We start from the raw sequence: 20,204 nt of genomic DNA on the forward strand, positions 1-20,204 counted from the left end.
ACAAACTTGAAGTTTTTCTGCCACCTGCTCTTGTGTAAACTCTGCCTTTATTCGAGCTTCTTTCAATTTTTCTCCAGTGTCCACTTAAAAGCCTCCTTTCTCTTTACTACTATTTATAATTTATAAGAGATATTAAATCTATCAAAAATATTTGACAATAGCCTTTTTTACAATAAATATCTTTAACATTTTAGCTATCAGGTTAATAAATAAGCTTCTTACTGAAATCATCGTAGTAAGAAGCTTTGTTTCAATTAGAAGATTTGTCCCGGTAATTTTAGTTTTTTTTATATGGAAAACCTTTATCAAATTTCTTAACATCTTTGTATTCACACAAATTCCTATTCCTATTTGTCATTCGGTATATTTGCTGAAGCCAGCAAGCAACTGTTTAACAAATGTTCTCAGGTAAGTCTGATCAATCTCATTTTCAAAGGTTATTTCCTGTGTGCAGCCGAAAACACTGTTGTTCAGTCATCCTATTACTCTGATATAACCGCCTGTTTCAGCAATAAATTCAATATAATTATGAATGCTATACGGTTCTTCCAGTCTTACTTCTCCAATCAGTGTTTCATATAGAGCCTTCAACTGTAAAGCAAATTCAGCAATTCCCTAAACACAGGCATCCACAAAGGTGTCCGCTGAATAGCTATAACTGGAAACCTTCACACCAAGAGTTACATTTACATGATATATAAAATCCTATTCATGAATCTCCGGAAACAGCTCTAACAAGAATGTATCTACTTCGATTCTGTACATTTTTATCCTCACAATTTTAATTGCCGCTGTCTAATATACTGACAATATATGAACAGTTCTACCGATAAAAAAGCCGACACTCCGTCTTCCACAACTTCTAAACTGCTAACTAAACTCTCTGAGAAACCATGTAGATTTATTCCCTCAAAGCGAAGGTTCAGCGCCGAATATATCTCTAAATCGGATTATAAGCTTTCCGGTTCTCATCATTGATTGTTTTGAGAAGCATCAATTTTTTGAGAATCCATTGTTGACTCATTCCTTACATTCACATATTTGAATGTCATGTAGCCAAAATCATCTGCCAGAGTAAAGCTCACTGAACTATAAAATGTTCTGATCTTTTCCATGTTATCCGGCAGCAACTTTATCTAACATACATCCCTGAATTTGTCTACAACAGTGTGAATCAACTCGCTTCCGATGCCTTTTCGCTTAGTAATAATTATCTCTTCTCAAATAGTCGTTTTAATAATCCTTTTTTTCTAAACGCTTCATCTGCTGAAACACGTTTGTAAATTTGCGATTTTTGTTCGACCACCGGCTGCCAGCCTGATTTTAATGTCGTCTCCCGAAAGCTATTTATATCTACATTCCCCGGAGCAAACAATGTCTCCCTGCCTTCCATCTGCCCTCGGCCTAACGCGCAAACAGCTCCGGTCTGCCCATTGACCATAAAGTAAACTTTAATTCCGTTGCTCATCTTATCAAGAAAATAAACCGGCAACATGGCCGTTTTAACTGTTCTTAATTCTTCTCTTATCCAATTTATGCGATAGTTTTTCGAAGGATATAATTTCTTGATTGTCGTGACAATTTCCGGTTTTAATGTATTCTCCCTGATGAATAAGGCCGGCGAGCTATCCGCCTTATAACTCTCATCAAACATGATATCACCTTCCGCAAACTTTGCGGAGAATGGAGCAATAGCTGACAAGTCCCAGGGACCGATATCATTCAACATGTGCTGGTTGTGATCGTGAGTAATCGGAGTGACCAAGTTTATATAGTCCTGCAAAAGCAATGCGGTGCCTTTTTCATTCTCGACTTCGACTAAGAAACTTGAATCGCTAATTCTAAAGGGTACATAAAATTGCCAAAGCTCATCGACTCTTTTTTCGAGATTTTGTTCCTTAAAAGCATTCGGTCTTAAGGCGGCAAACCGTAAAATAACACGCTTTGCTTCTTCTCTGGAAACTGAAAATGGGATGGCGAAATGAGGGAGTAAATCATTGCCATTATCAATCACTTCGTATGATTTATAGGCTTTTGATTGCAGGATCTCGTCTTTGATAAACTTATTGCGGCAATAATCACAATGCCAAATATTTTGGGAAGCAAAAGCTTCGACCTGAGCACCGCACATGGGACAACTATGAATCAGGAGTTCTCTTGTTCTATAGTTTTGCCTTTGTTGATGATCGAGAAACTTTTGTTTAATGATATACTGCCAATTGCGATCCTGCTTCCAGCCTTTTCCATGAATCATGTCGCGGCTCTCACCAAGTTGATCCAAGCAATAGCACTCTTGTTCAACGGTGATTGGAATGTGATCGAGATGAAAGGATGTCTCCTCAACGCCATCATCACCTTCATAAGGTATTACATTTCTGCAGTACAAACAAGAAAATCCATTTTGCGCGGCATCATAGTAAACGGGTGCTCCACAAGTATTACATTTCATGGCTTTAAACTTCAAACGATTTTTCTCTTCCAATTTCATTATTTTCCTCCTATCTATTCAAAGCTAATTTTCTTGAATTGATACCTCTATTCTCAAGTTCAGTCTCCATACAGGTATTTCCTCATCACCAGACCAATATTCATCAAGCTCCGAGATCAGATTATCTTTGAGTTTTATAAAACTTACGGCGTGAAAGGATGCGCTCCTGTCTTTTAGAAAAAACGCTCACAGCCGTAATTCGTGCTTCTCCAACTTCGCCAGGATAATCACAATTGACTTTGATATATTCCTGAGCACTAAATTTCTCGTTCGTGCAATGTCAGTGGATAACGGTATCCTTGCAAAAATAAGCTTGCAGGGCTTCCCTGTTCTGGGAAAGCACATCCCGCCAAAAAAACTTTTACATCCATCACTCTTCCTCACGCTTCACATACCTTAGCTCAATATCATACCCCTGAGCTTCCATCATTTTGACAAGCGTGTTGTTGACGATGCTTTCCTTGCTGCGGCTCGCCCAGTTTATGTAGGAAGCATATGTACTGATTTCCTTTGCAAGCTTTGCCTAGGTGATTCCGGCTTCAATGTATTTTGTTTTCACATCAAATTCTATATTGTTTTTAAGCACGTCAGGCTCCTTTGTGCTCACTTTCTTTAATCGATAAGATAACTTATTATACCATGACATGTTGATGATTTCCATATAGAAAGCACCGTCAAATCTTGACGTGTGTAGCACTATATATATCTAATCTTCTCTATAGCAGATAATATATGCTTTTATATTGTCACTTCCTTCATATAAACTTAAAGGAATTGTCAAAATATCAGTTCCAGTACTATCTGTATTATAATCTTTTCTTTCTTTTGGAGGATATGAATACATTGCTACTGTATATGTATGTCCTTCTTCCAAATAAAGATTGAACTGTATTTTTTCAGTTTTTATATTCCTTGTTTTCCCTAAAAATATTTCTGTTGACTCAAAAATACCTTCAAAAAAATGATTTCCAGATGATAATGCTACTATTTTTTCTAGATTTTCACCGGAAACAGGATTAAAAACAGAAATATCCTGATTATCTATCTTAGTTTTTCGACAATATAAATGGACAATAGCTTTATCTTTATTATTTACAATAAAAGAAGATGTTTTTGCTTTATTTCTTTTAGTTATAAACATAAATAAAATAAAAAATATCAGCCACAAAACTGTAACAATTAAAATAATTAAAATAGTCTGATTCATAAATTTACCCCTGCTTTCTTATTTAAAAAATATTCTAATTGATTATACACTTCTATTAAAATAATAACAACCTCCGTCTTTTGAAACTATCACTATGTTTTTTAGACCTTGAATTGTCAAGTCAAATGCAACTCTACTGAATGATAAACCTCGTATGGAGTTTTCCAATTTAAGCATTTGCGCGGTCTAAGATTCATTTCTTTCATTTTTGCTTCAACATAGCTATCTGATTGATTAATATCCACAGTCTTCGGGAAATATTCTCTCAACAATCCATTGGTATTTTCGTTTGTTCCTCTTTGCCAAGGATGATGTGGAAATGGAAAATAAAACTCTACTAAATTCAACTCCTGACTAATTTCTGCATGTTTAGAAAACTCTTTCCCTCTATCCGGAGTTATTGTTTCTAGAGGTTGATTTTCTAAAAGCTCAATCATCGCTTGTTTGACTAAAAATGAATTCTTTTTTGCATTTTTTTTACATAGTAGATACCTACTTTTTCGATCAGTTAATGTTACTAAGCAAGCCTTACCGGTCTGTCCCATAACTATATCAGCCTCCCAATCACCTAATCGTTCTCGATTATTTGCAGGATCCGGTCTATCTGTAATTAAATTATTAATTTGAATTTTGCCACGTCTTTCTTCATAATTTTTTGTATGACGGCTTTTACCACGATGTCGTAGTTTGCGAATGACTCCTCTATTTCCATGCGATAGTCCTTTTTCATCAAAACGACCATTATATATTTCCCTGTAAATTGTATTGTAGCTAATAGTGAAGCTTGAATTTTCAAATTTCAATCGAGAGGAAATCTGTTCCGGAGACCATTGATGCCTCAAAAATAAATCCTTTACACATTCATATAGACTTGGATTATCTAGCTTTTTTCTTGGTCTACAATTAAAGCGTCTATTTTTATATCTGTCATGGGCTTCACAAGGTATGTACTCACCATTTTGACTATTTCTTTTAATTTCTCTTGATATAGACGATTTGTTTTTCCCTAGTAAAATTGAAATTTCTGTTTGATTTTTGCCTATATCAATAAAATATTTTAGCATTTCGCGCTCTTTTAGTGTAAAATGAGTATAATGATTCATGGCTCCTCCTGATTTTTAGATGTCTTTGCAAACACTATTTTATCAGAAAGCTATGAATCTTTTTTAGTTGCACTTAGATTATAAATTCAAGTCATAAAAATACCAACCTCCTATCGTTAGCTTTTTTGGTCTAACTTTTGGGGTCGGTACAGTATTAGTATTTGCATATTAGATTAATGACTTGTACTCAGGACACCATTTAATGCTTTGTATCCTTTGTTTCACATCTGAAATCGGTTCACGGTTTAGATTTTGTGCAATCGCTTCATTTGCTACACCTATAGCTACTGTTTCCGAAAACATAGTTAATTTACTTACAGGTGGCAGAACTGCCGCTCCGAGTCTATTCGTATCCACTATTCCACCTAAACTGTGGGCAGCTTTTGATATCATTTCTTCAGATAAAAATTTTGCCCTTGTTGCGATAACACCCAATCCTAAACCCGGATAAATCAAAGCATTATTTGCCTGTCCTATTTCATATTTCACACCGTTATATTCTACATCTGCACTGGGAATACCTGTAGCAACCAAGGCACGCCCATTTGTCCATTTTATTAAATCTTCTGCGGTTGCCTCAGCCAATTCTGTAGGATTACTTAACGGGAAAATCATCGGTCTTTTACAATAGCTTGCCATCTCCTTTACCACCTGTTCTGTAAAAGTATGCGGTTCAGTAGACGTACCTACCATGATTGTCGGTTTTACAGTCTTGACAATATCAAGTAAATCAACAAGTTTATCTGCATTGTCAAACTCGCTGCGTTTTCTGGCAAAAGGTCGTTGTTGTGGAGTAAGGTCATCCATATCATCAAATAGAAGTCCCTGCTTATCTACAAGGTAGAAATGCTTACGTGCCTCTTCCTCACTCATCCCTTGCTGCACGAATTCTTTAAAGACTCTGTCTGCAATCCCAGCTCCTGCAGTTCCGGCACCGAAACAAAGGTAGATTTGATCGCTCAACTTTTCTTTTGAAATATTTAATCCTCCCAAAATACCTGCCAAAGTGATGATGCCTGTTCCTTCTATATCATCATTGAACACGGCATACTTATCTTTATATTTATTTAATATGTTTGCCGCATTACCTCTTCCAAAATCTTCAAAATGTAGATATAAATTTGGAAACAATGACTCTGCTGCATTGACAAACTTGTCCACAAAATTGTAGTAATCGTCACCGTAAACACGTTTTTGAGGGTTTCCAAGATAAAGAGGATCATCCAATAAAGATTGTCTGTTTGTACCTGCGTCCAATACTACAGGCAAAATCTTCGTAGGATTGATACCGGCTGCTGCTGTATATACCATCAATTTGCCTACCGATATACCTACACCATTAAGTCCCCAATCACCTATACCTAAAATAGCTTCAGCGTCACTGACAACGATAAGTTCAATATCACGACCGTCAGCTGCTTGTTTTAAGATAGTTTCGATATTATCTTTTTGGTGAATTGAAATAAATGCTGCATTTTGAGGTTCTACAAAATAATGACTGTAGTTTTCAATTGCATCTGCTACGACCGGATCGTATACGATAGGCATAAACTCCTCCACGTGTTGGCTAAAAAGTTTATAAAACAAGGTTCTGTTTCTTCCGAAGATTTCCATAAGATAATGTCTTTTTTCAATATTATCTACCTTTTTTTGAAAATTTTCATAAGCTTGCTTTGTTTGTTGTTCAATGGTTTGAATACGATCAGGTATTAGCCCAACCAATCTTAATTGCTCTCTTTCTTCTTTAGTGAAAGCTGTTCCTTTGTTCAAAAACGGATCATTTAATAACGCATAGCCTTTTTTCATGTTAATACCTCCAAATTAATATTTTTTTATCATTGATATATATATATATATATATATAACATAAACACAACATATTAGTATAGCCTTACAGATTATGTTTTTAATATATGTTCAAAATAATGATGTATGCTGACTTCCTATTATCTTTCTCATTTTTTCAAAACACTCTAAATTTTATTTAAAATTAGTTTTATCATACCTTATTATACGTTTAAAAGAACAAGCAAAATGCATATAAGTTGAATATTGTCCCCACTTAAAACTACTTTCGTGTTTTTATCACTTTATCTATTAATTATTAATGTTCACTTATAAATTGTTTAAAACAAATCTATGAATAACCTCTGCAACTGCATTTTCATCACAAGTAGCATCCGTTATATAATCACAGTACTTTTTCATGTCTTCAGTAGAATTCTGAACACCAACACCCAATCACTTTTTAACTAAAAGAAAACTTGCGCTAAGAAACACCAATACTATCAATAAAAGAAGCACCGGATATGATTTAAAAAAATCATTAAGTTTTAAATAAAATGAAATTAATTGTATTGCCAAAATAGGAGTCATTATTATCACAGGAAACATTAAACCGGCAATAATATCTGATTTTGCCGTTGTTGCTGTCAATTCATATCTTTTCATTAGCTATACCTCACAAAATCTTCTAAATTATTTACAATCTCATATATAACAGAAATGCCTCATTGTCATTAATCTAATTACCACACTCAGCTAGCATTATACTATTTTATGGTATTTTTTTAACTGCCTGATTTGCTCCTTTAATATATTCTCGTTCCTTGTATTTCATATCTTCCCCTGTTAATAACATAATCCCTTGAAAGCGTTTTGCCAAGCACTATTTTATTTGTGCTTTTTTTAACGCTGAAAAATAAAGACGGTAAATTTCTTTAATTTACTGTTCTCTATCAATTTTTTAGTTATCCATTTCCCATCTTACAAGTACAATTATTAAAATAATAGCAATAATTAGAAATCCGGATATTTTATTCAAATATCCCGTAAATGCCAAAATCTATACAAAGTAAAATGACTTGTAACAAATAACCCATCATAGAAAAGCTGCTATCAATATAAAATTTTCTCTCATCTGTTTCACTTATCCAATCATTTAAATCAGTTTCAATTATTCTTCAGTCCAGTACATATTTTTTCATCTTGATAGTATTTTTTAATATAATATGTTATATAATCTACCTTACCTCTAAAATGTAGACATATATTTTATTAAAATTATAAACAAGCAAATAATAAGAATAGCATAAAATAAAGCTGCTAATATCATCCTCTGTTTACTCTTATACAGTTTTTTTGCTAATTTCTGCTCTAATATAAAAATCAAAAACACAAGACCCTCTGAAAAATATATATAGCTCAAAGTATAAAATGCGGTCTTTGGTTTAGTTAAAAGTAAAAGATAGCTAAGGAAACCACCAATATTTGAAAATTTTAGAAAATATAGGGCACAGATAATAGGAATTGGTAAAAGAAAACTCAATACCCAAGCTAATTTTTTGTTTTTTAATTTGAAAATCGGCTCCATTTCATTGAAATGTTTTGTAAAATAATCATCTACAAAAAACAAATAACTTAGTAATCTTGCAAATCTTGTAATTAAAATACCACCAAGTATAAAAATCAAAATATAGCATAAAAAGTGACAAAGGATTCTATTGTTTAACACATTTTTTCATCTCCTTAACTTTTAATTATCTTCTTTATCTTTTATTAGTTGATTATGTCCAATATTTTATCATTTTTAAAAACTTACTACCACCAATAAATTTTTATTTACTGCATACTTAGAATTTTTTTGTACTAAATTCATGGTTAATCTTTCTCAATTACTAAGTAAAAATATTGTTTTCAAAAATTTCATTCATAATTGACGTTTTTTCTTTTAACATTTGAGCAAGAAAAAAACAGCAAACCTTTTTGAGTTACTGTTTCTCAAATTATTATATTCAATTAGGCAAACTAGAAGTTATCAGATTGAATTTTTAGTCTAATTCAGCTCGACTGAATAAGTCTAAAATAAAGGGTTTATTCTCACAGGCTTTTTTGAAACGAAGAATAAAATCTGCCAGTGCATTTTTATCTTTTGAATAGACACAGAACATACTGCCCTCTGGGTCAAAGTCTATTTTTTCTTGCAAATCCGAACACTGTTCGTCCAAAAATACTTGTGCTAAACTTCCCCAATCATAACCGTTCCCCTCAAATCCTTCATCCGCACGAGTATCAAAAATTTCTTGTAGATATTCTCCTACATTTAAGCAAACAGAAGCACTTTCTTCATGTTCTACCCAGAAAAACGGGGTAATTTCTTTTTCAAATTGTTCTGTAACTTTCATATCAATGTGCTCCTTTCAAATTTTAATTTGCTTCACTCAATATTTTTAGTATCATACCATATTTTCAATTAGTTTTACAGGTCTAATTCTTGTTTCTTTACCTATGTTAGTTCTCTGTTTTCTTGTTGCAATTTCTCTATACAGCTTCTAACACTTTCAGCTTGTTCGACTTCTTTTCGTAGGTCTATGATTTGATAATACAGACTATCTTTTTCTTTCTTCAAGGCTGTTACTTCCGATTTCCATTGAGATACATTTAAGGTCTTGCTTTCGCCTAAATGCTCTTTCAAATATTTCTCTGCATTGAGTTTTTTGATCTCATATTCGTTTTGAGCAATAAAAAACAATAAATCCTTTTACACATCATTGATTTACTGTTTCGCAAATTATTATATTCAATTGAGCAATATGAAAGTTTTAGAATATGCTAGAAAATCAGCACAACAATTTCAGCTACAATTGCTGCCCCGGCAATCCAAATCAGGGTAAGAAAACCTCGCTTTTTTAATACTTGCTTCCACGTTTGAATAAATGGCAATTCTTCGCAACCTTCCAGTATCCAAAACTTGCTGTGTCCTACCCATATTTTATCAATCACGATACCGTCATACCAGTTCATAACCTCTAAAAAAAGCAATGCCAGCAGATATGCTGTTTTGAAATCCGATACCTTATGGCACACACCAATTATAAATACAAGTGCAACCAACATGATAATATAAAATTCAGTCATGAAGATCTTCTTTTTACGCTGCATTACTTCTTTTGTGGTTAGTCCTATCTCGATGGCTCGCTCCTGAACAATCTTCGGATAAAAATACAACCCATCAATCGCTCCACCTCTCACAGCATATCTCACCATTATTGTAAACAGGAAACAGTATAAAGCTAATTCCAATGCAATCATATCGTCACCTCCACAACTTCATCTTTGTTATTACGCTTTTTCTTCATATCGCTTATTAAGTAGCTTTATCCACTTCTTTTGTCTGTGCGAGTAAAATGCCTTTGCCCATAAATATATAAACGGTGTTTTCCATCCTGCCTCAATTTCTACCTCATCAGTATATTCGGTTTTCCTTTCAGCAATTTCTTTAAGAATAATTCGATGATTCCATATTGGGCAAAAAGGATTGCCCTCATTTGTATAGATGTTGTCTATGTTGAATTCTTTGACATTTATAATATGAACACCGAGTGAAATGAAGCCAAACATCTTAAAATCAAAAGAGAAACTTTTGCCAACTTCCCAAACCAGTTCGGTTTGTCCATCGATGTTTTTGAATGTTGCATAGGGCTTGGCAATATATGCAAGTGTATCAAATCTTTGTAGTAGTCCAAAAACATTGCTTTGCTTCGCTGAAAAAACGGAAGTCTTTTTAACAGTCATTTTCATTTATCATTCCTCATTTCCAAAGCGAGTAATCACCTCAACAGATTCAAATTTTTCACCTATACCATAAAAATTCTAATCATAAACTTCGTCATTTATCCCACTTTGAACCTTTTTTACATACATAAAAATCACAACAATCTGCACCTGTAGCTATTGTTCCTTTTCTTTTTAGTACACCGCCCATCATCGTTATAGTCTCATAATCCATTTTACACATATATGGTATCAATTCCTCATGATGTTCCTGTTTGCCCAAGGCGCAAAGCCCACATCTATGATACATTACTGTGTATTCATCTTCATCTCTACCTAAAATGAGTTCTGTATTCCAATTAAACTCACTGTCAGAAGCTGCATTGGCAATCTTGTTTTTTTCTATTTTCTTTTTCTGCTTTTTTATATCAAAAGCCTTTTGCTTTTGAAAATTTTTCTTTAACATAGGAGCTTCTATTGTAGCACTGACCATCTTCCCAAACTGCTCTTGATTCATTTTTCCTTCCATTGCATCATATATAGATAACCACAACATTCCACCTGCAAGAGGTATTCTAAGTGGATTTTTTCTAAAACTGCCTATGTCCGGTGTACGCTTAATTATAGCCTTATAGTTATCTTTAGAAAGTCTTTTAATACTCTTTATGTTAATATTTTTTCCAATATTGTTCTATAAATTTGAATATGACAGGCGATAAAGCATACCACATTATCTTTTCACATAACGAATTTTTCATGATATCCCCCTACCTTTTCAAATCTTTCAATATATAATATTATATCAATTTTAGGTTAATTTTACCATTGCTATATTTGCCACCCATTGAGTTTTGTTTTTTCATTTTTTCTGTTTCGATTATATTACCTTGAACAACCTTCTTCAATACCACAACACTCTATCACTTGTCCATTGTCCAAAACAACTTTGAATTGATTTAAACTCAATATCCTCAACAGCAACTTTTTTATTGAGCTTTCGTTTGCATTAAAATTTTTAAAATGATGTTGAATCCATGATAAATACAATGAACAATTCCTTCATAATCTTGCGGATTTGCATCTTTAAACTCCATAAAATCTATCTCTTCAACATCAATTTTGTTTTAATCTATATTTATTCTTCTCAATTTTTTTATTTCTTTTTTAGACTTCTCAATTAGTATATCATTCTTTTGAGTTTTACCGAAAAATAACGTAATCGTTTTCCCTCGTTTTCTTTCTATATACATACCATATCTTCTTCCGTTACAATGAAATCCGGAAATTTCTCTTACAGTAATAAGGCTTATTTCTTTTAACGGAATAATTCTTTTACCAAAACATATGCCATTATGGATATAAAAATTACCTTTGGCAATATGATAAGGTGCTAAAAAAGGACCACCACTTCTGATGACAATATATAATCTACGCACCCATAGTAAGCTATATAAAGCAAAAACAATAGCTATATATTTGAAAACAGCTATACTCCATGCCGTTTTGATTCCTATCCAAAAATATTCAAACATTTATACAATTTATCTCCTTTTTCAAAATTTTATTCGCCGTTTATGAAAAGTGGCATGGTTTGAATAATAATAGCCGAAAATAGCTTAATAAAAATCATTAAAAAGATTCCTTTTTTTCTCACTCACATCTAAATGGAGAGATTTTCCGCCTTTTCTGCAAAGACATTCTAAACTCAAATAAAGTATTATATGCTACTTTGTGTGATTCCTCCCAACACAGCTTGTAAAACCACACAAAGTAAAATGCTTAACAGCATAATAGCAAGTTTGTGAAATTCTAATTTGTTTACGTCTCTTCACTATTACTCCCTTATTGATTGCTGTTAACTCTAAAATCAAGAGTCATCTTAAGCACATAATATATTTCCTGATTTTTTTCTCCAACTCATCTTTGTTTTCTTCCAAGGCAGGATAAAATCCCGTAACTCCGTATCCAATCATTTTGTAAAGAGCGATAAAACGATAAGTATTTTCTGCTTTTTTATTTCCCATACTAGCTTCCTCTGCAATCTCTTCCATATTGCATAAATCCTCAAAGGTTTGTCTATTTGCAGTTTTTTGGTAAGACTTCCACATTTCATCTTCTGTTTTATCGTTACAGTTAGGTGTTGACCAGACCCTTTTCATTTGTGATATCCGAATTTTTTTATCATCTGTTCTTCCATATTCATCATAGATATACGCTTCTAATCCCCATATCCAAAGAATAAAATCCCAGATATTATAGTTGATTTTTGTTGGAATATCAATATTGGTATGCTCGCATACCTTTAATGCGTTTTCCTTGTCATTTGAAATATATAAACAATATGCAAGCTCACACAAAGATGTAACATCTGAATTTCTCGTAAATGAACAGCTTTTACTTAATTTTTTACAAAGCCTGATGACTTGCTTTTTATCATGTACCTGCATAATTTCTTCAAATAACATAATTTAACCTCCACAACTTCCAATTTGTCAACACCACTTTAATCTTATCATTTATCAATTCAATAAATACTATCACAGTCGCTCCTATCATCGGCAGTCCATAAGGACTTAATAGAAATCTGATGATGAGTGCTTCTATTGCTGCTTTTGTATCGTGTAGCATAAATAATGAACCAAGTGCTATAAATACACAGATTGTCATTACGATATAAAGTAACGCTGTCCCTATAGCAAGCAGGAATGTCAGAAAGCAGTGAGTATACTAAGCGCCAAACTGATTGGAAACAAGATTATTTTTATTATCCATCGCATACACTACCTCTTTTTCTCTTCGGCTTATGTGCTGCTTACAACCATTATTTTAATAGATAGTGGCTCTAAGCAACACATAAGCTATCAGTTTCTTCATTTTTTAACTTTGGTAAAAGCTTCAAAACCTTTGATTTTACTGAACTATTTGCCTCTGTCATTATTATGACACGAGTCCCGCAAGCCGGATCTGTTGCCGTGTCTAATTTGATACAACATAACGGCAGCCTATTTCTACCCCTTAACGATGAACACCCCCGTGTGCATTTTTGCACACCCCTCATAACGATGCCGTATGCACCGTTACGGAGTAAGGTATTCGGTTTTATCGCTGCCTGTGCGTACATTGCGCTCTCCTCATGAAACTGGATTTAACCTTGAAATAAAGTCTGAATTGTCGAGTAGTAATCCGAATCAATGAGTGTGACTTGCTCACCGCTTCGTTCATATCCCTCAATGTAAATGCGATTATCTTTTTTCAAACTGTCAATTTTACAGTCAGTATCATCCAACCTCGATTCTATTGCAGACCCATATTTCTTTATCTCGTGGAAATGGGCATCAATATATGCGTCCGTCATCGCAAGGCAGATGAACTTAATAGAGGGCAAATATATCTCATCAAAATCCTTTCTCCAATCAAACGGAATATAGCAGCCCTCCACAATCAGGTTTTGTTTATTCTCGATTGCGGTCTTTATCATTTTCCGGACAATCGGCCAAAGATAAGTTGTAAGATCATCATCGTCCTCCGGCGTGAGATTGGTATTCCCGCTGCGGATCAGTCCCATTTTCAGATGATCAATTGACAGATACGGGTAATAGTATTTTTCGAGCATCTTCTGTGCCAGAAGCGTTTTTCCGGTGTGTGATGCACCTGTTATCAGTATGATCATAGTTTTGCCTCCAATTCTTCTCTAACCTTTTCCAAATCACTGCACGTTAAGATTGGAATAAGACTATTAATTTCTCTGATACTCTTGAAGCGGAGCATCAGATCGATCAATTCTTCATCAAATCGTTTTCTTATGACCTTTGCTGGATTTCCCGCCACTATAGTATAGGGAGCAACTTTGGTGCCTACAACACTGTTAGCTCCAATGATTGCACCGTCCTCGATGTTTACTCCGGGAAGAATCACTGCATTCTGCCCAATCCACACATCGTTGCCAATTACAGTATTACCCTTGGCAAATTTATCCCAAAATTTTTTATTGCTTTTATCATCCACTGTCAACACTCCTTTTAATATATATTATCTTGTCGATCATTTATATTGACCTTATTTTCTCATTTATACTTTCTAAAAAAGCTATAACTACTGCTCCAACCATCGGTATTCCGTATGAGCTTAATAAAAAACTTAATACCAAAGCTTCTATACCAAGTGATACATCTTTTTGTATAAATGAGCCTATCGCAGCAACTATACACATTAACATCAAAAGGTAAAGAATAGTTGTTCCTATGCCGAGTAAGAATGTCAGAAAGGCAGTGAGGATACTCAGTAGCAAGCTGATAGGAAACAAGATTATTTTTATTATCCACCTCATAAAATATCTTCTCTTTCTATTCAACCATTTTGAAATACCTCAAGGCATCCATGATAGCTTCCTCTTTTTCCGGTGTGCATTGTGGAATAACCTGTTTCTCTTTTTTCGATTTATTATAATTCTCCCTCAGTACAATTCCACACTTCTTTTTAATCTGTGCAATATAGAGTGTCGAAACCTTTAAATCAAATTTTTCTAATATATATTCCTTAATTTGTGCATAAGACGCTTTACTTTCAGCAGATGTCAAATCAAGCTCATCAAGCTTAATTTCAACATCTATATGCTTATCGACATCGAGTTTGGACAAAAGTGTTACCGTCTCCACATGCACAGTATTAGGAAACATATCAACAGGCTGACAAACAACAGGTTTATAATAATCTCTTAAGTAATACAAGTCCCTCGCCTGAGTAGCTACATTGCAGGAAATATAAATCACTCTATCAGGAGATAACTGAATAAGGTGATCTAAAAACTGTTCAGAACACCCCTTTCTTGGAGGATCTACAATAACTACATTAATATTCTTATGACTATTAATGCACCCTTCCATAAAATGACCAGCATCATCACATTTAAATTCTATATTATCAATATGATTTCTTCTAGCATTATCTCCAGCATCAATAATAGCCTGTTCAACAGCTTCAACACCGTAAACTTTCTTTACCTTAGAAGCTAAGGTTATACCAATTGTTCCTATTCCACAATAAGCATCTAAGACAATATCATCTTTATTAAAATCAGCCAGTTCTATTGCCTTACTATACAATACCTCTACTTGTCTGGGATTAATTTGATAAAATGATTTTAATGATATTTGATAATCATTACCAAGCAGTTTATCATGAATAACACCATCACCATAGAGAACAATAACCTCATCTCCCAAAATAACATTATCGTGTCTTTTATTAATATTTAAAATAACTGTTCTAATATTAGGAAATTTTTTTATAACTTCATCTATAAGATTATTTAAATAAGGAATATCTTTTGTATAAGATATGAGAGCAAGCATACCTTCATCAGTATGTACTCCATAACGTGTTAAGATATGTCTAATCATACCGGTATGATTCTTTTTATCATAAGGCATGATATGATATTTATTCATTATCTCTTTAACATATGCAGTTACATCATTAGAAAACTTATTTTGTATAAAACAATAATTATTATCAATAATATCATTAGTATGAGCTTTATAAAATCCGGAGATAATATAATTATCTTTTATATCTACAGGAACCTGTACTTTGTTACGATAATAGTAGGGATTACTATCCATAAGACAATCATTGACTTTAACATCCAGATGTCCTATTCGTTCCAGTGTTTCCCTAACTCTTCTAGTTTTAAAGTCCTGCTGTCCCTCTTGTGTTAAATGCATTAAAGAACATCCACCACACTGTTTATAATAATCACATATCGGTATTTGTCTATATAAAGACTGATCTTTAAATTCAATAACTCTTCCTACACAATAATTCTTTAAAACTTTAATAATCTCTATAAGAGCTGTTTCACCGGCAATCATATTCTTTACAAATACAGTTACACTATTATATTTTACTATACCTAATCCATCATGTGTATAATCAATACATTGTCCAATAAAATGATCCTTCTTTTTCATACTTCTCCTTTTAAAAAGCGGGACAATTCCCGCTTTTTAACTACCTGATTTTACTTTTCTATAAGTATTTTGGTCTTTTATGCTGGCATAAGAATAATTAAAACCATCCTTATTGGCAACTTTTGTACCATACATCGGAAAATCAGCATTACCTTTGCAAGTCATGTAAAAATTAACTTCATACTGTCTAACATTTTTATAAGTATTAAAGAGACTGCTATAATCACTGCCTTTATCCTTGTTTAATCCTTGCAGGCTGTCAATTTTTTTAACCAATGCCTGACTAACTGTTTTAGCATAAGTATAATGTGTACCTTCTTTAAATACGATATCAGTTTTTATTGTCTTACATGCTATTTCAGTTTTTATAGACTCAACTTTATCATAAGACTTTTTAATTGTATTTTCTGCTTCCTTTAATACACCGCTTTTAATTGTAATCAATCCTTCACAGCGATCTCCTCTAACAGGACCATCTTCACTTGCCATAATAGCAATTACAATCGTAAATATAATTGCAAATAAAGCAATAACAGTAATCGTAACATGCCATTTTTTTAATTTTAGTTTCTTTTTAGAGGGCTGAGTCTCCTTCTCATATTTTTTTTGCTGACTATTATCAGCAAAAGCAAAAGATTGTTTTGTGTTTTTAATAGGTCCTTTTTGGGGATCACGTCCCTGACTATTTTCATCATCAAAGCTAAATTGTTTTCTTGCCAAATTCATCACCTGCTTTATATGTATTTTAACAAATTTTTTCTTACATGTATAGTTTATTATTGCTCTATAATTGTTGTCTTTACTGATTCACCTTTATTTTTTATAATAACCGCCATTAAAGAATCCTGTGAATAAACCAAACACTTAATCTGGAAGTCCTGAGTAAATTTACTATCAATACGATCAGCCAATATACTTGTGAGATAAAGCATTTCTGTATATGTTTTAATATTTAAATGAGCTGTTATTTTCATAGATTGAATAGTATTATCAACATACTGTGCTTCACCAACAAGTCCGGCAGCTTCGGTAGAAGCCTTTTTTAAAGCTGATTTAATTGTGTCAAACTCACTAGATGTAGTCGGGTCAAGCTTGCTTGCTCTTGTACTGGAAAAAACAACATTTTCAAAATTAACTGATTTTAATGAACCGGCCTTCCCATCTTCACAATAAGCCTGATATTTATAATTACCATTAATCAATGACACATTATTATCATTCATCATATAAAAAGCAACAACAATAGGAATGTCCTTTAATGCTTTCTTTTTATCTCTGATATATTTATATAATATTTTTAAAGCACCGTCACAATAAGTCTTTAATGTAGATGTTTTTAGTTCTGTAGAAATTCTATTTCCTTTTTCATCAGTCGGATTTAAAATAACAGCAATAGATGCTCCCTTAATAACATAGCTGGTTGCAGTTTTCTTATAATAATCCTGCTCTATAAGACTATTAACCATGACCATATTTTTAATGCCATCTAATTCAGTTCCGCGAGCAGGCTGTAATGTATAAGGAAAACTTTTCTTTTTAGCATTTTCACTATCGCGTTTTAAAAACTGAGAATAATCATTATTAGATAACTGCTGTCCTTCACTTAAATAATAACTATCAGTAGAGAAATACTTAGAAGAAATTCTCTGCAAGCCGGAACCGATAGTAACCAGATCTTTTGTTCCGGAATATTCTAAATAAAAATTCTCACTATTTGTTCCTCTACCATTATTCAACATTTTATAATAATCACCGGAAAATGAATCTACATCAGTTACTTCATTATTAGAAGTGTTTTTCTTAGAAGATCCGCATGCTGTTAAAAGTATCATACACATCATAAGAAGTATATATTTTTTCATAACTGTACCTCCTTTTTGAACGTCTCTTCATCAAGAATAGTAATTCCAAGAGCCCTTGCTTTATCATATTTAGAGCCTGGATTTTCACCAGCAATAACATAATCAGTCTTCTGAGAAACGCTCCCTGTAACATTAGCCCCCTGACTAGTCAAATAGTCCTTAATCTCTTTTCTAGTAAATAACTGTAGTGTTCCTGTAACAACAACTGTCTTATTGGTAAAAATACTCTGATGAATAGTTTCTGATTTAAGATAAGTCATATTAACACCCAAATCTTTTAAATGGGCTATCAATTTTTGATTCTTTGGGTCTCTTTTATACTGTGATAAAGATAAAGCTATCGTATCACCAACATCTTTGATTTTAATAAGTGTCTGATAGTCTGCCTCAAGTAAAGCATCTAAGGTATGAAACTCTTTAGATAATACATCTGCCATTTTAGAACCAATACCTTTTATACCTAAGCCAAATAATAATCTCTCTAATGAATTCTTTTTACTGTTTTCAATAGAATTAATAAGATTATCCATAGACTTTCTGCCAAATCCTTCTATTGCCATAATTTCCAGTTCATGATCAGCAATATGATAAAGATCTTCAATTTCTTTAATAAACCCTAAATTATAAAGCTGCTCAACTATTTTATCACCAAGACCATCTATATTCATAGCATCTCTAGATGCAAAATGAATGATACGTTCAATATTCTTAGAATTACAATTATCATTTAAACAATAATAAGCTGCTTCATTTGCTTTTTTAGAGAGAGGCTGACCACACATTGGGCAAACAGTAATCATCTCAAAAGGACGCTCATTACCGGTCCTTCTTTCAATCAATGAACGAACAACTTCCGGAATAACATCTCCAGCTTTTCTAACTACAACATCATCACCAATACGAATATCTTTTTTTATAATATTATCCTCATTATGAAGTGTTGCTCTTTGAACAGTACTTCCTGCTACTCTGACAGGATTTAAAACAGCATTAGGAGTAATCTGTCCTGTTCTCCCTACTGTGAAAATAATATCCTTTAAACGAGTAATAACTTCTTCAGCAGGAAATTTATAAGCAATTGCCCATTTAGGAACCTTAGCAGTAAAGCCAAGCCTGCCTTGCTTTTTTAAATCATTAACCTTAATAACAACACCATCAATATCATAAGGAAGATCAGCTCTTATTTTCCCTGCTTCATCAATATAGGAACATACTTCTTCAATAGAATGACATATCTGAATATAAGGATTAATCTTAAATCCCAGTGATCTCATAAATTCAAGACATTCCTCCTGTGTTGTAACAGGCAAATTATCTGTAATAGGAAGATGATAAAGATAAGCATCAAGTCCCCTCTTAGCAGCAATGCTGCTATCTAGCTGCCTAACACTGCCAGCAGCTGCATTACGGCAATTTGCAAACAAAGATTCTCCTGCCATCTGTCTTTCCTTATTCAAGCGTTCAAAAGATTTTTTAGGCATAATAATCTCCCCACGCACTTCCAAATGATCAAGATAATCAATCTGCAAAGGAATAGAACGAATGGTTTTTACATTATGAGTAATATCTTCTCCTACTGTTCCATCACCACGAGTCGCTGCATACTGCAATATTCCTTGATCATATACAAGCGATACACTTAAGCCATCAAGCTTTAATTCACATACATAATCATTATTCACAAGAGTATTATTAATTCTTTGATTAAACTCGTAAACTTCATCTTCATTAAATATATCTCCTAACGACATCATGCCTACTCTATGAGTGATCTTTTTAAAACCTTCCAATACCTGACCTCCTACTCTTTGACTAGGAGAATCAGAAGTCAGCCATTCCGGGTGAGCTTGTTCAATTCTTATCAGTTCTTCCATTAAAGTATCATATTCCTGATCTGTAACAGTAGGCTTATCCAATACATAATACTGATAATTATATTTATTTAAAGTTTCTTTTAATTCATTTAATCTTTCTATACTCATTTTGTCACCATTCCCTGCCTCATTATAACAAAATCCTGCT

Annotated in this window: 21 protein-coding genes; all 21 read right to left on the bottom strand. The window is 33.1% G+C overall.

All coding sequences use genetic code 11. From position 1 onward, the window contains the following. Positions 1-1,210: 1,210 nt before the first annotated feature. Positions 1,211-2,488 (bottom strand): hypothetical protein, encoded by a 1,278-nt coding sequence (locus tag HMPREF9943_RS04185; protein ID WP_004802321.1) that lies wholly within the window; start codon positions 2,486-2,488, stop codon positions 1,211-1,213. 706 nt (positions 2,489-3,194) lie between these two features. After that, positions 3,195-3,695: a hypothetical protein gene (locus tag HMPREF9943_RS04190; RefSeq protein WP_004802323.1), complete on the bottom strand. Its 501-nt coding sequence runs from the start codon at positions 3,693-3,695 to the stop codon at positions 3,195-3,197. Positions 3,696-3,811: 116 nt separating this feature from the next. Beyond that, positions 3,812-4,798 carry an IS30 family transposase gene (locus HMPREF9943_RS04195; RefSeq protein ID WP_004802325.1) on the bottom strand — a complete coding sequence of 329 codons (987 nt, stop codon included), beginning with the start codon at positions 4,796-4,798 and terminating at the stop codon, positions 3,812-3,814. Between the two features lie 168 nt (positions 4,799-4,966). Beyond that, entirely contained in the window at positions 4,967-6,604 is a 1,638-nt protein-coding gene (locus tag HMPREF9943_RS04200; RefSeq protein WP_004802327.1) for a malolactic enzyme, read from the bottom strand. Positions 6,605-7,039: 435 nt separating this feature from the next. Then, positions 7,040-7,249, bottom strand: a complete 210-nt coding sequence (locus tag HMPREF9943_RS04205; RefSeq protein ID WP_004802329.1) for a hypothetical protein — start codon at positions 7,247-7,249, stop codon at positions 7,040-7,042. A gap of 583 nt (positions 7,250-7,832) precedes the next feature. Beyond that, positions 7,833-8,312, bottom strand: a complete 480-nt coding sequence (locus tag HMPREF9943_RS04210; protein WP_004802331.1) for a hypothetical protein — start codon at positions 8,310-8,312, stop codon at positions 7,833-7,835. 316 nt (positions 8,313-8,628) lie between these two features. Continuing rightward, complete coding sequence (locus HMPREF9943_RS04215; protein WP_004802333.1) at positions 8,629-8,982, bottom strand: immunity 51 family protein; 354 nt, start codon at positions 8,980-8,982, stop codon at positions 8,629-8,631. A 101-nt stretch (positions 8,983-9,083) separates the two neighbouring features. After that, entirely contained in the window at positions 9,084-9,329 is a 246-nt protein-coding gene (locus HMPREF9943_RS04220) for a hypothetical protein (RefSeq protein ID WP_051053879.1), read from the bottom strand. A gap of 80 nt (positions 9,330-9,409) precedes the next feature. Continuing rightward, positions 9,410-9,889, bottom strand: coding sequence for a hypothetical protein (locus tag HMPREF9943_RS04225; RefSeq protein ID WP_004802335.1), 480 nt, complete (start codon positions 9,887-9,889; stop codon positions 9,410-9,412). A gap of 30 nt (positions 9,890-9,919) precedes the next feature. Continuing rightward, positions 9,920-10,378: a hypothetical protein gene (locus HMPREF9943_RS04230; protein ID WP_004802337.1), complete on the bottom strand. Its 459-nt coding sequence runs from the start codon at positions 10,376-10,378 to the stop codon at positions 9,920-9,922. Between the two features lie 88 nt (positions 10,379-10,466). Next, positions 10,467-10,904 carry an L-2-amino-thiazoline-4-carboxylic acid hydrolase gene (locus HMPREF9943_RS09825; protein WP_196793789.1) on the bottom strand — a complete coding sequence of 146 codons (438 nt, stop codon included), beginning with the start codon at positions 10,902-10,904 and terminating at the stop codon, positions 10,467-10,469. Positions 10,905-11,475: 571 nt separating this feature from the next. Then, positions 11,476-11,883, bottom strand: coding sequence for a hypothetical protein (locus HMPREF9943_RS04245; protein ID WP_004802343.1), 408 nt, complete (start codon positions 11,881-11,883; stop codon positions 11,476-11,478). 342 nt (positions 11,884-12,225) lie between these two features. Beyond that, positions 12,226-12,816 (bottom strand): DUF6707 family protein, encoded by a 591-nt coding sequence (locus tag HMPREF9943_RS04250; RefSeq protein ID WP_004802344.1) that lies wholly within the window; start codon positions 12,814-12,816, stop codon positions 12,226-12,228. Next, positions 12,806-13,063, bottom strand: a complete 258-nt coding sequence (locus HMPREF9943_RS10180; RefSeq protein ID WP_482156153.1) for a CD1845 family protein — start codon at positions 13,061-13,063, stop codon at positions 12,806-12,808. Before HMPREF9943_RS10180 ends, HMPREF9943_RS04250 begins: the two co-directional genes overlap by 11 nt. A gap of 433 nt (positions 13,064-13,496) precedes the next feature. After that, positions 13,497-14,021 (bottom strand): P-loop nucleotide/nucleoside kinase family protein, encoded by a 525-nt coding sequence (locus HMPREF9943_RS04265; RefSeq protein WP_004802348.1) that lies wholly within the window; start codon positions 14,019-14,021, stop codon positions 13,497-13,499. Beyond that, positions 14,018-14,356 (bottom strand): CatB-related O-acetyltransferase, encoded by a 339-nt coding sequence (locus tag HMPREF9943_RS04270; protein WP_004802350.1) that lies wholly within the window; start codon positions 14,354-14,356, stop codon positions 14,018-14,020. The genes HMPREF9943_RS04265 and HMPREF9943_RS04270 overlap by 4 nt, the downstream gene beginning before the upstream one ends. A 40-nt stretch (positions 14,357-14,396) precedes the next feature. After that, the gene (locus HMPREF9943_RS04275; RefSeq protein ID WP_040402606.1) at positions 14,397-14,678 is read right to left on the bottom strand and encodes a CD1845 family protein; all 282 of its coding nucleotides are present in this window, start codon (positions 14,676-14,678) and stop codon (positions 14,397-14,399) included. A gap of 16 nt (positions 14,679-14,694) precedes the next feature. Beyond that, a complete protein-coding gene (gene rlmD, locus HMPREF9943_RS04280; RefSeq protein WP_004802352.1) occupies positions 14,695-16,320 on the bottom strand; it encodes a 23S rRNA (uracil(1939)-C(5))-methyltransferase RlmD in 1,626 nt (541 codons plus the stop codon). 36 nt (positions 16,321-16,356) lie between these two features. Then, on the bottom strand, positions 16,357-17,040 hold the full coding sequence (locus HMPREF9943_RS04285; protein ID WP_004802355.1) for a hypothetical protein: 684 nt from the start codon (positions 17,038-17,040) through the stop codon (positions 16,357-16,359). 56 nt (positions 17,041-17,096) lie between these two features. Further along, positions 17,097-18,182: a CamS family sex pheromone protein gene (locus tag HMPREF9943_RS04290; RefSeq protein ID WP_004802356.1), complete on the bottom strand. Its 1,086-nt coding sequence runs from the start codon at positions 18,180-18,182 to the stop codon at positions 17,097-17,099. Continuing rightward, positions 18,179-20,164: an NAD-dependent DNA ligase LigA gene (gene ligA / locus HMPREF9943_RS04295; protein WP_004802359.1), complete on the bottom strand. Its 1,986-nt coding sequence runs from the start codon at positions 20,162-20,164 to the stop codon at positions 18,179-18,181. The genes HMPREF9943_RS04290 and ligA overlap by 4 nt, the downstream gene beginning before the upstream one ends. Between the last annotated feature and the right edge of the window lie 40 nt (positions 20,165-20,204).

The organism is Eggerthia catenaformis OT 569 = DSM 20559, assembly GCF_000340375.1.
Classification (GTDB): Bacteria; Bacillota_I; Bacilli_A; order Erysipelotrichales; family Coprobacillaceae; genus Eggerthia; species Eggerthia catenaformis.

Bases quoted from the DNA above. Each gene is read 5' to 3' on its own strand.
- HMPREF9943_RS04185 (WP_004802321.1), bottom strand. From the start codon at position 2,488: ATGAAATTGGAAGAGAAAAATCGTTTGAAGTTTAAAGCCATGAAATGT.
- HMPREF9943_RS04190 (WP_004802323.1), bottom strand. From the start codon at position 3,695: ATGAATCAGACTATTTTAATTATTTTAATTGTTACAGTTTTGTGGCTG.
- HMPREF9943_RS04195 (WP_004802325.1), bottom strand. From the start codon at position 4,798: ATGAATCATTATACTCATTTTACACTAAAAGAGCGCGAAATGCTAAAA.
- HMPREF9943_RS04200 (WP_004802327.1), bottom strand. From the start codon at position 6,604: ATGAAAAAAGGCTATGCGTTATTAAATGATCCGTTTTTGAACAAAGGA.
- HMPREF9943_RS04205 (WP_004802329.1), bottom strand. From the start codon at position 7,249: ATGAAAAGATATGAATTGACAGCAACAACGGCAAAATCAGATATTATT.
- HMPREF9943_RS04215 (WP_004802333.1), bottom strand. From the start codon at position 8,982: ATGAAAGTTACAGAACAATTTGAAAAAGAAATTACCCCGTTTTTCTGG.
- HMPREF9943_RS04225 (WP_004802335.1), bottom strand. From the start codon at position 9,889: ATGATTGCATTGGAATTAGCTTTATACTGTTTCCTGTTTACAATAATG.
- HMPREF9943_RS04230 (WP_004802337.1), bottom strand. From the start codon at position 10,378: ATGAAAATGACTGTTAAAAAGACTTCCGTTTTTTCAGCGAAGCAAAGC.
- HMPREF9943_RS04245 (WP_004802343.1), bottom strand. From the start codon at position 11,883: ATGTTTGAATATTTTTGGATAGGAATCAAAACGGCATGGAGTATAGCT.
- HMPREF9943_RS04250 (WP_004802344.1), bottom strand. From the start codon at position 12,816: ATGTTATTTGAAGAAATTATGCAGGTACATGATAAAAAGCAAGTCATC.
- HMPREF9943_RS04265 (WP_004802348.1), bottom strand. From the start codon at position 14,021: ATGATCATACTGATAACAGGTGCATCACACACCGGAAAAACGCTTCTG.
- HMPREF9943_RS04275 (WP_040402606.1), bottom strand. From the start codon at position 14,678: ATGAGGTGGATAATAAAAATAATCTTGTTTCCTATCAGCTTGCTACTG.
- rlmD (WP_004802352.1), bottom strand. From the start codon at position 16,320: ATGAAAAAGAAGGATCATTTTATTGGACAATGTATTGATTATACACAT.
- HMPREF9943_RS04290 (WP_004802356.1), bottom strand. From the start codon at position 18,182: ATGAAAAAATATATACTTCTTATGATGTGTATGATACTTTTAACAGCA.
- ligA (WP_004802359.1), bottom strand. From the start codon at position 20,164: ATGAGTATAGAAAGATTAAATGAATTAAAAGAAACTTTAAATAAATAT.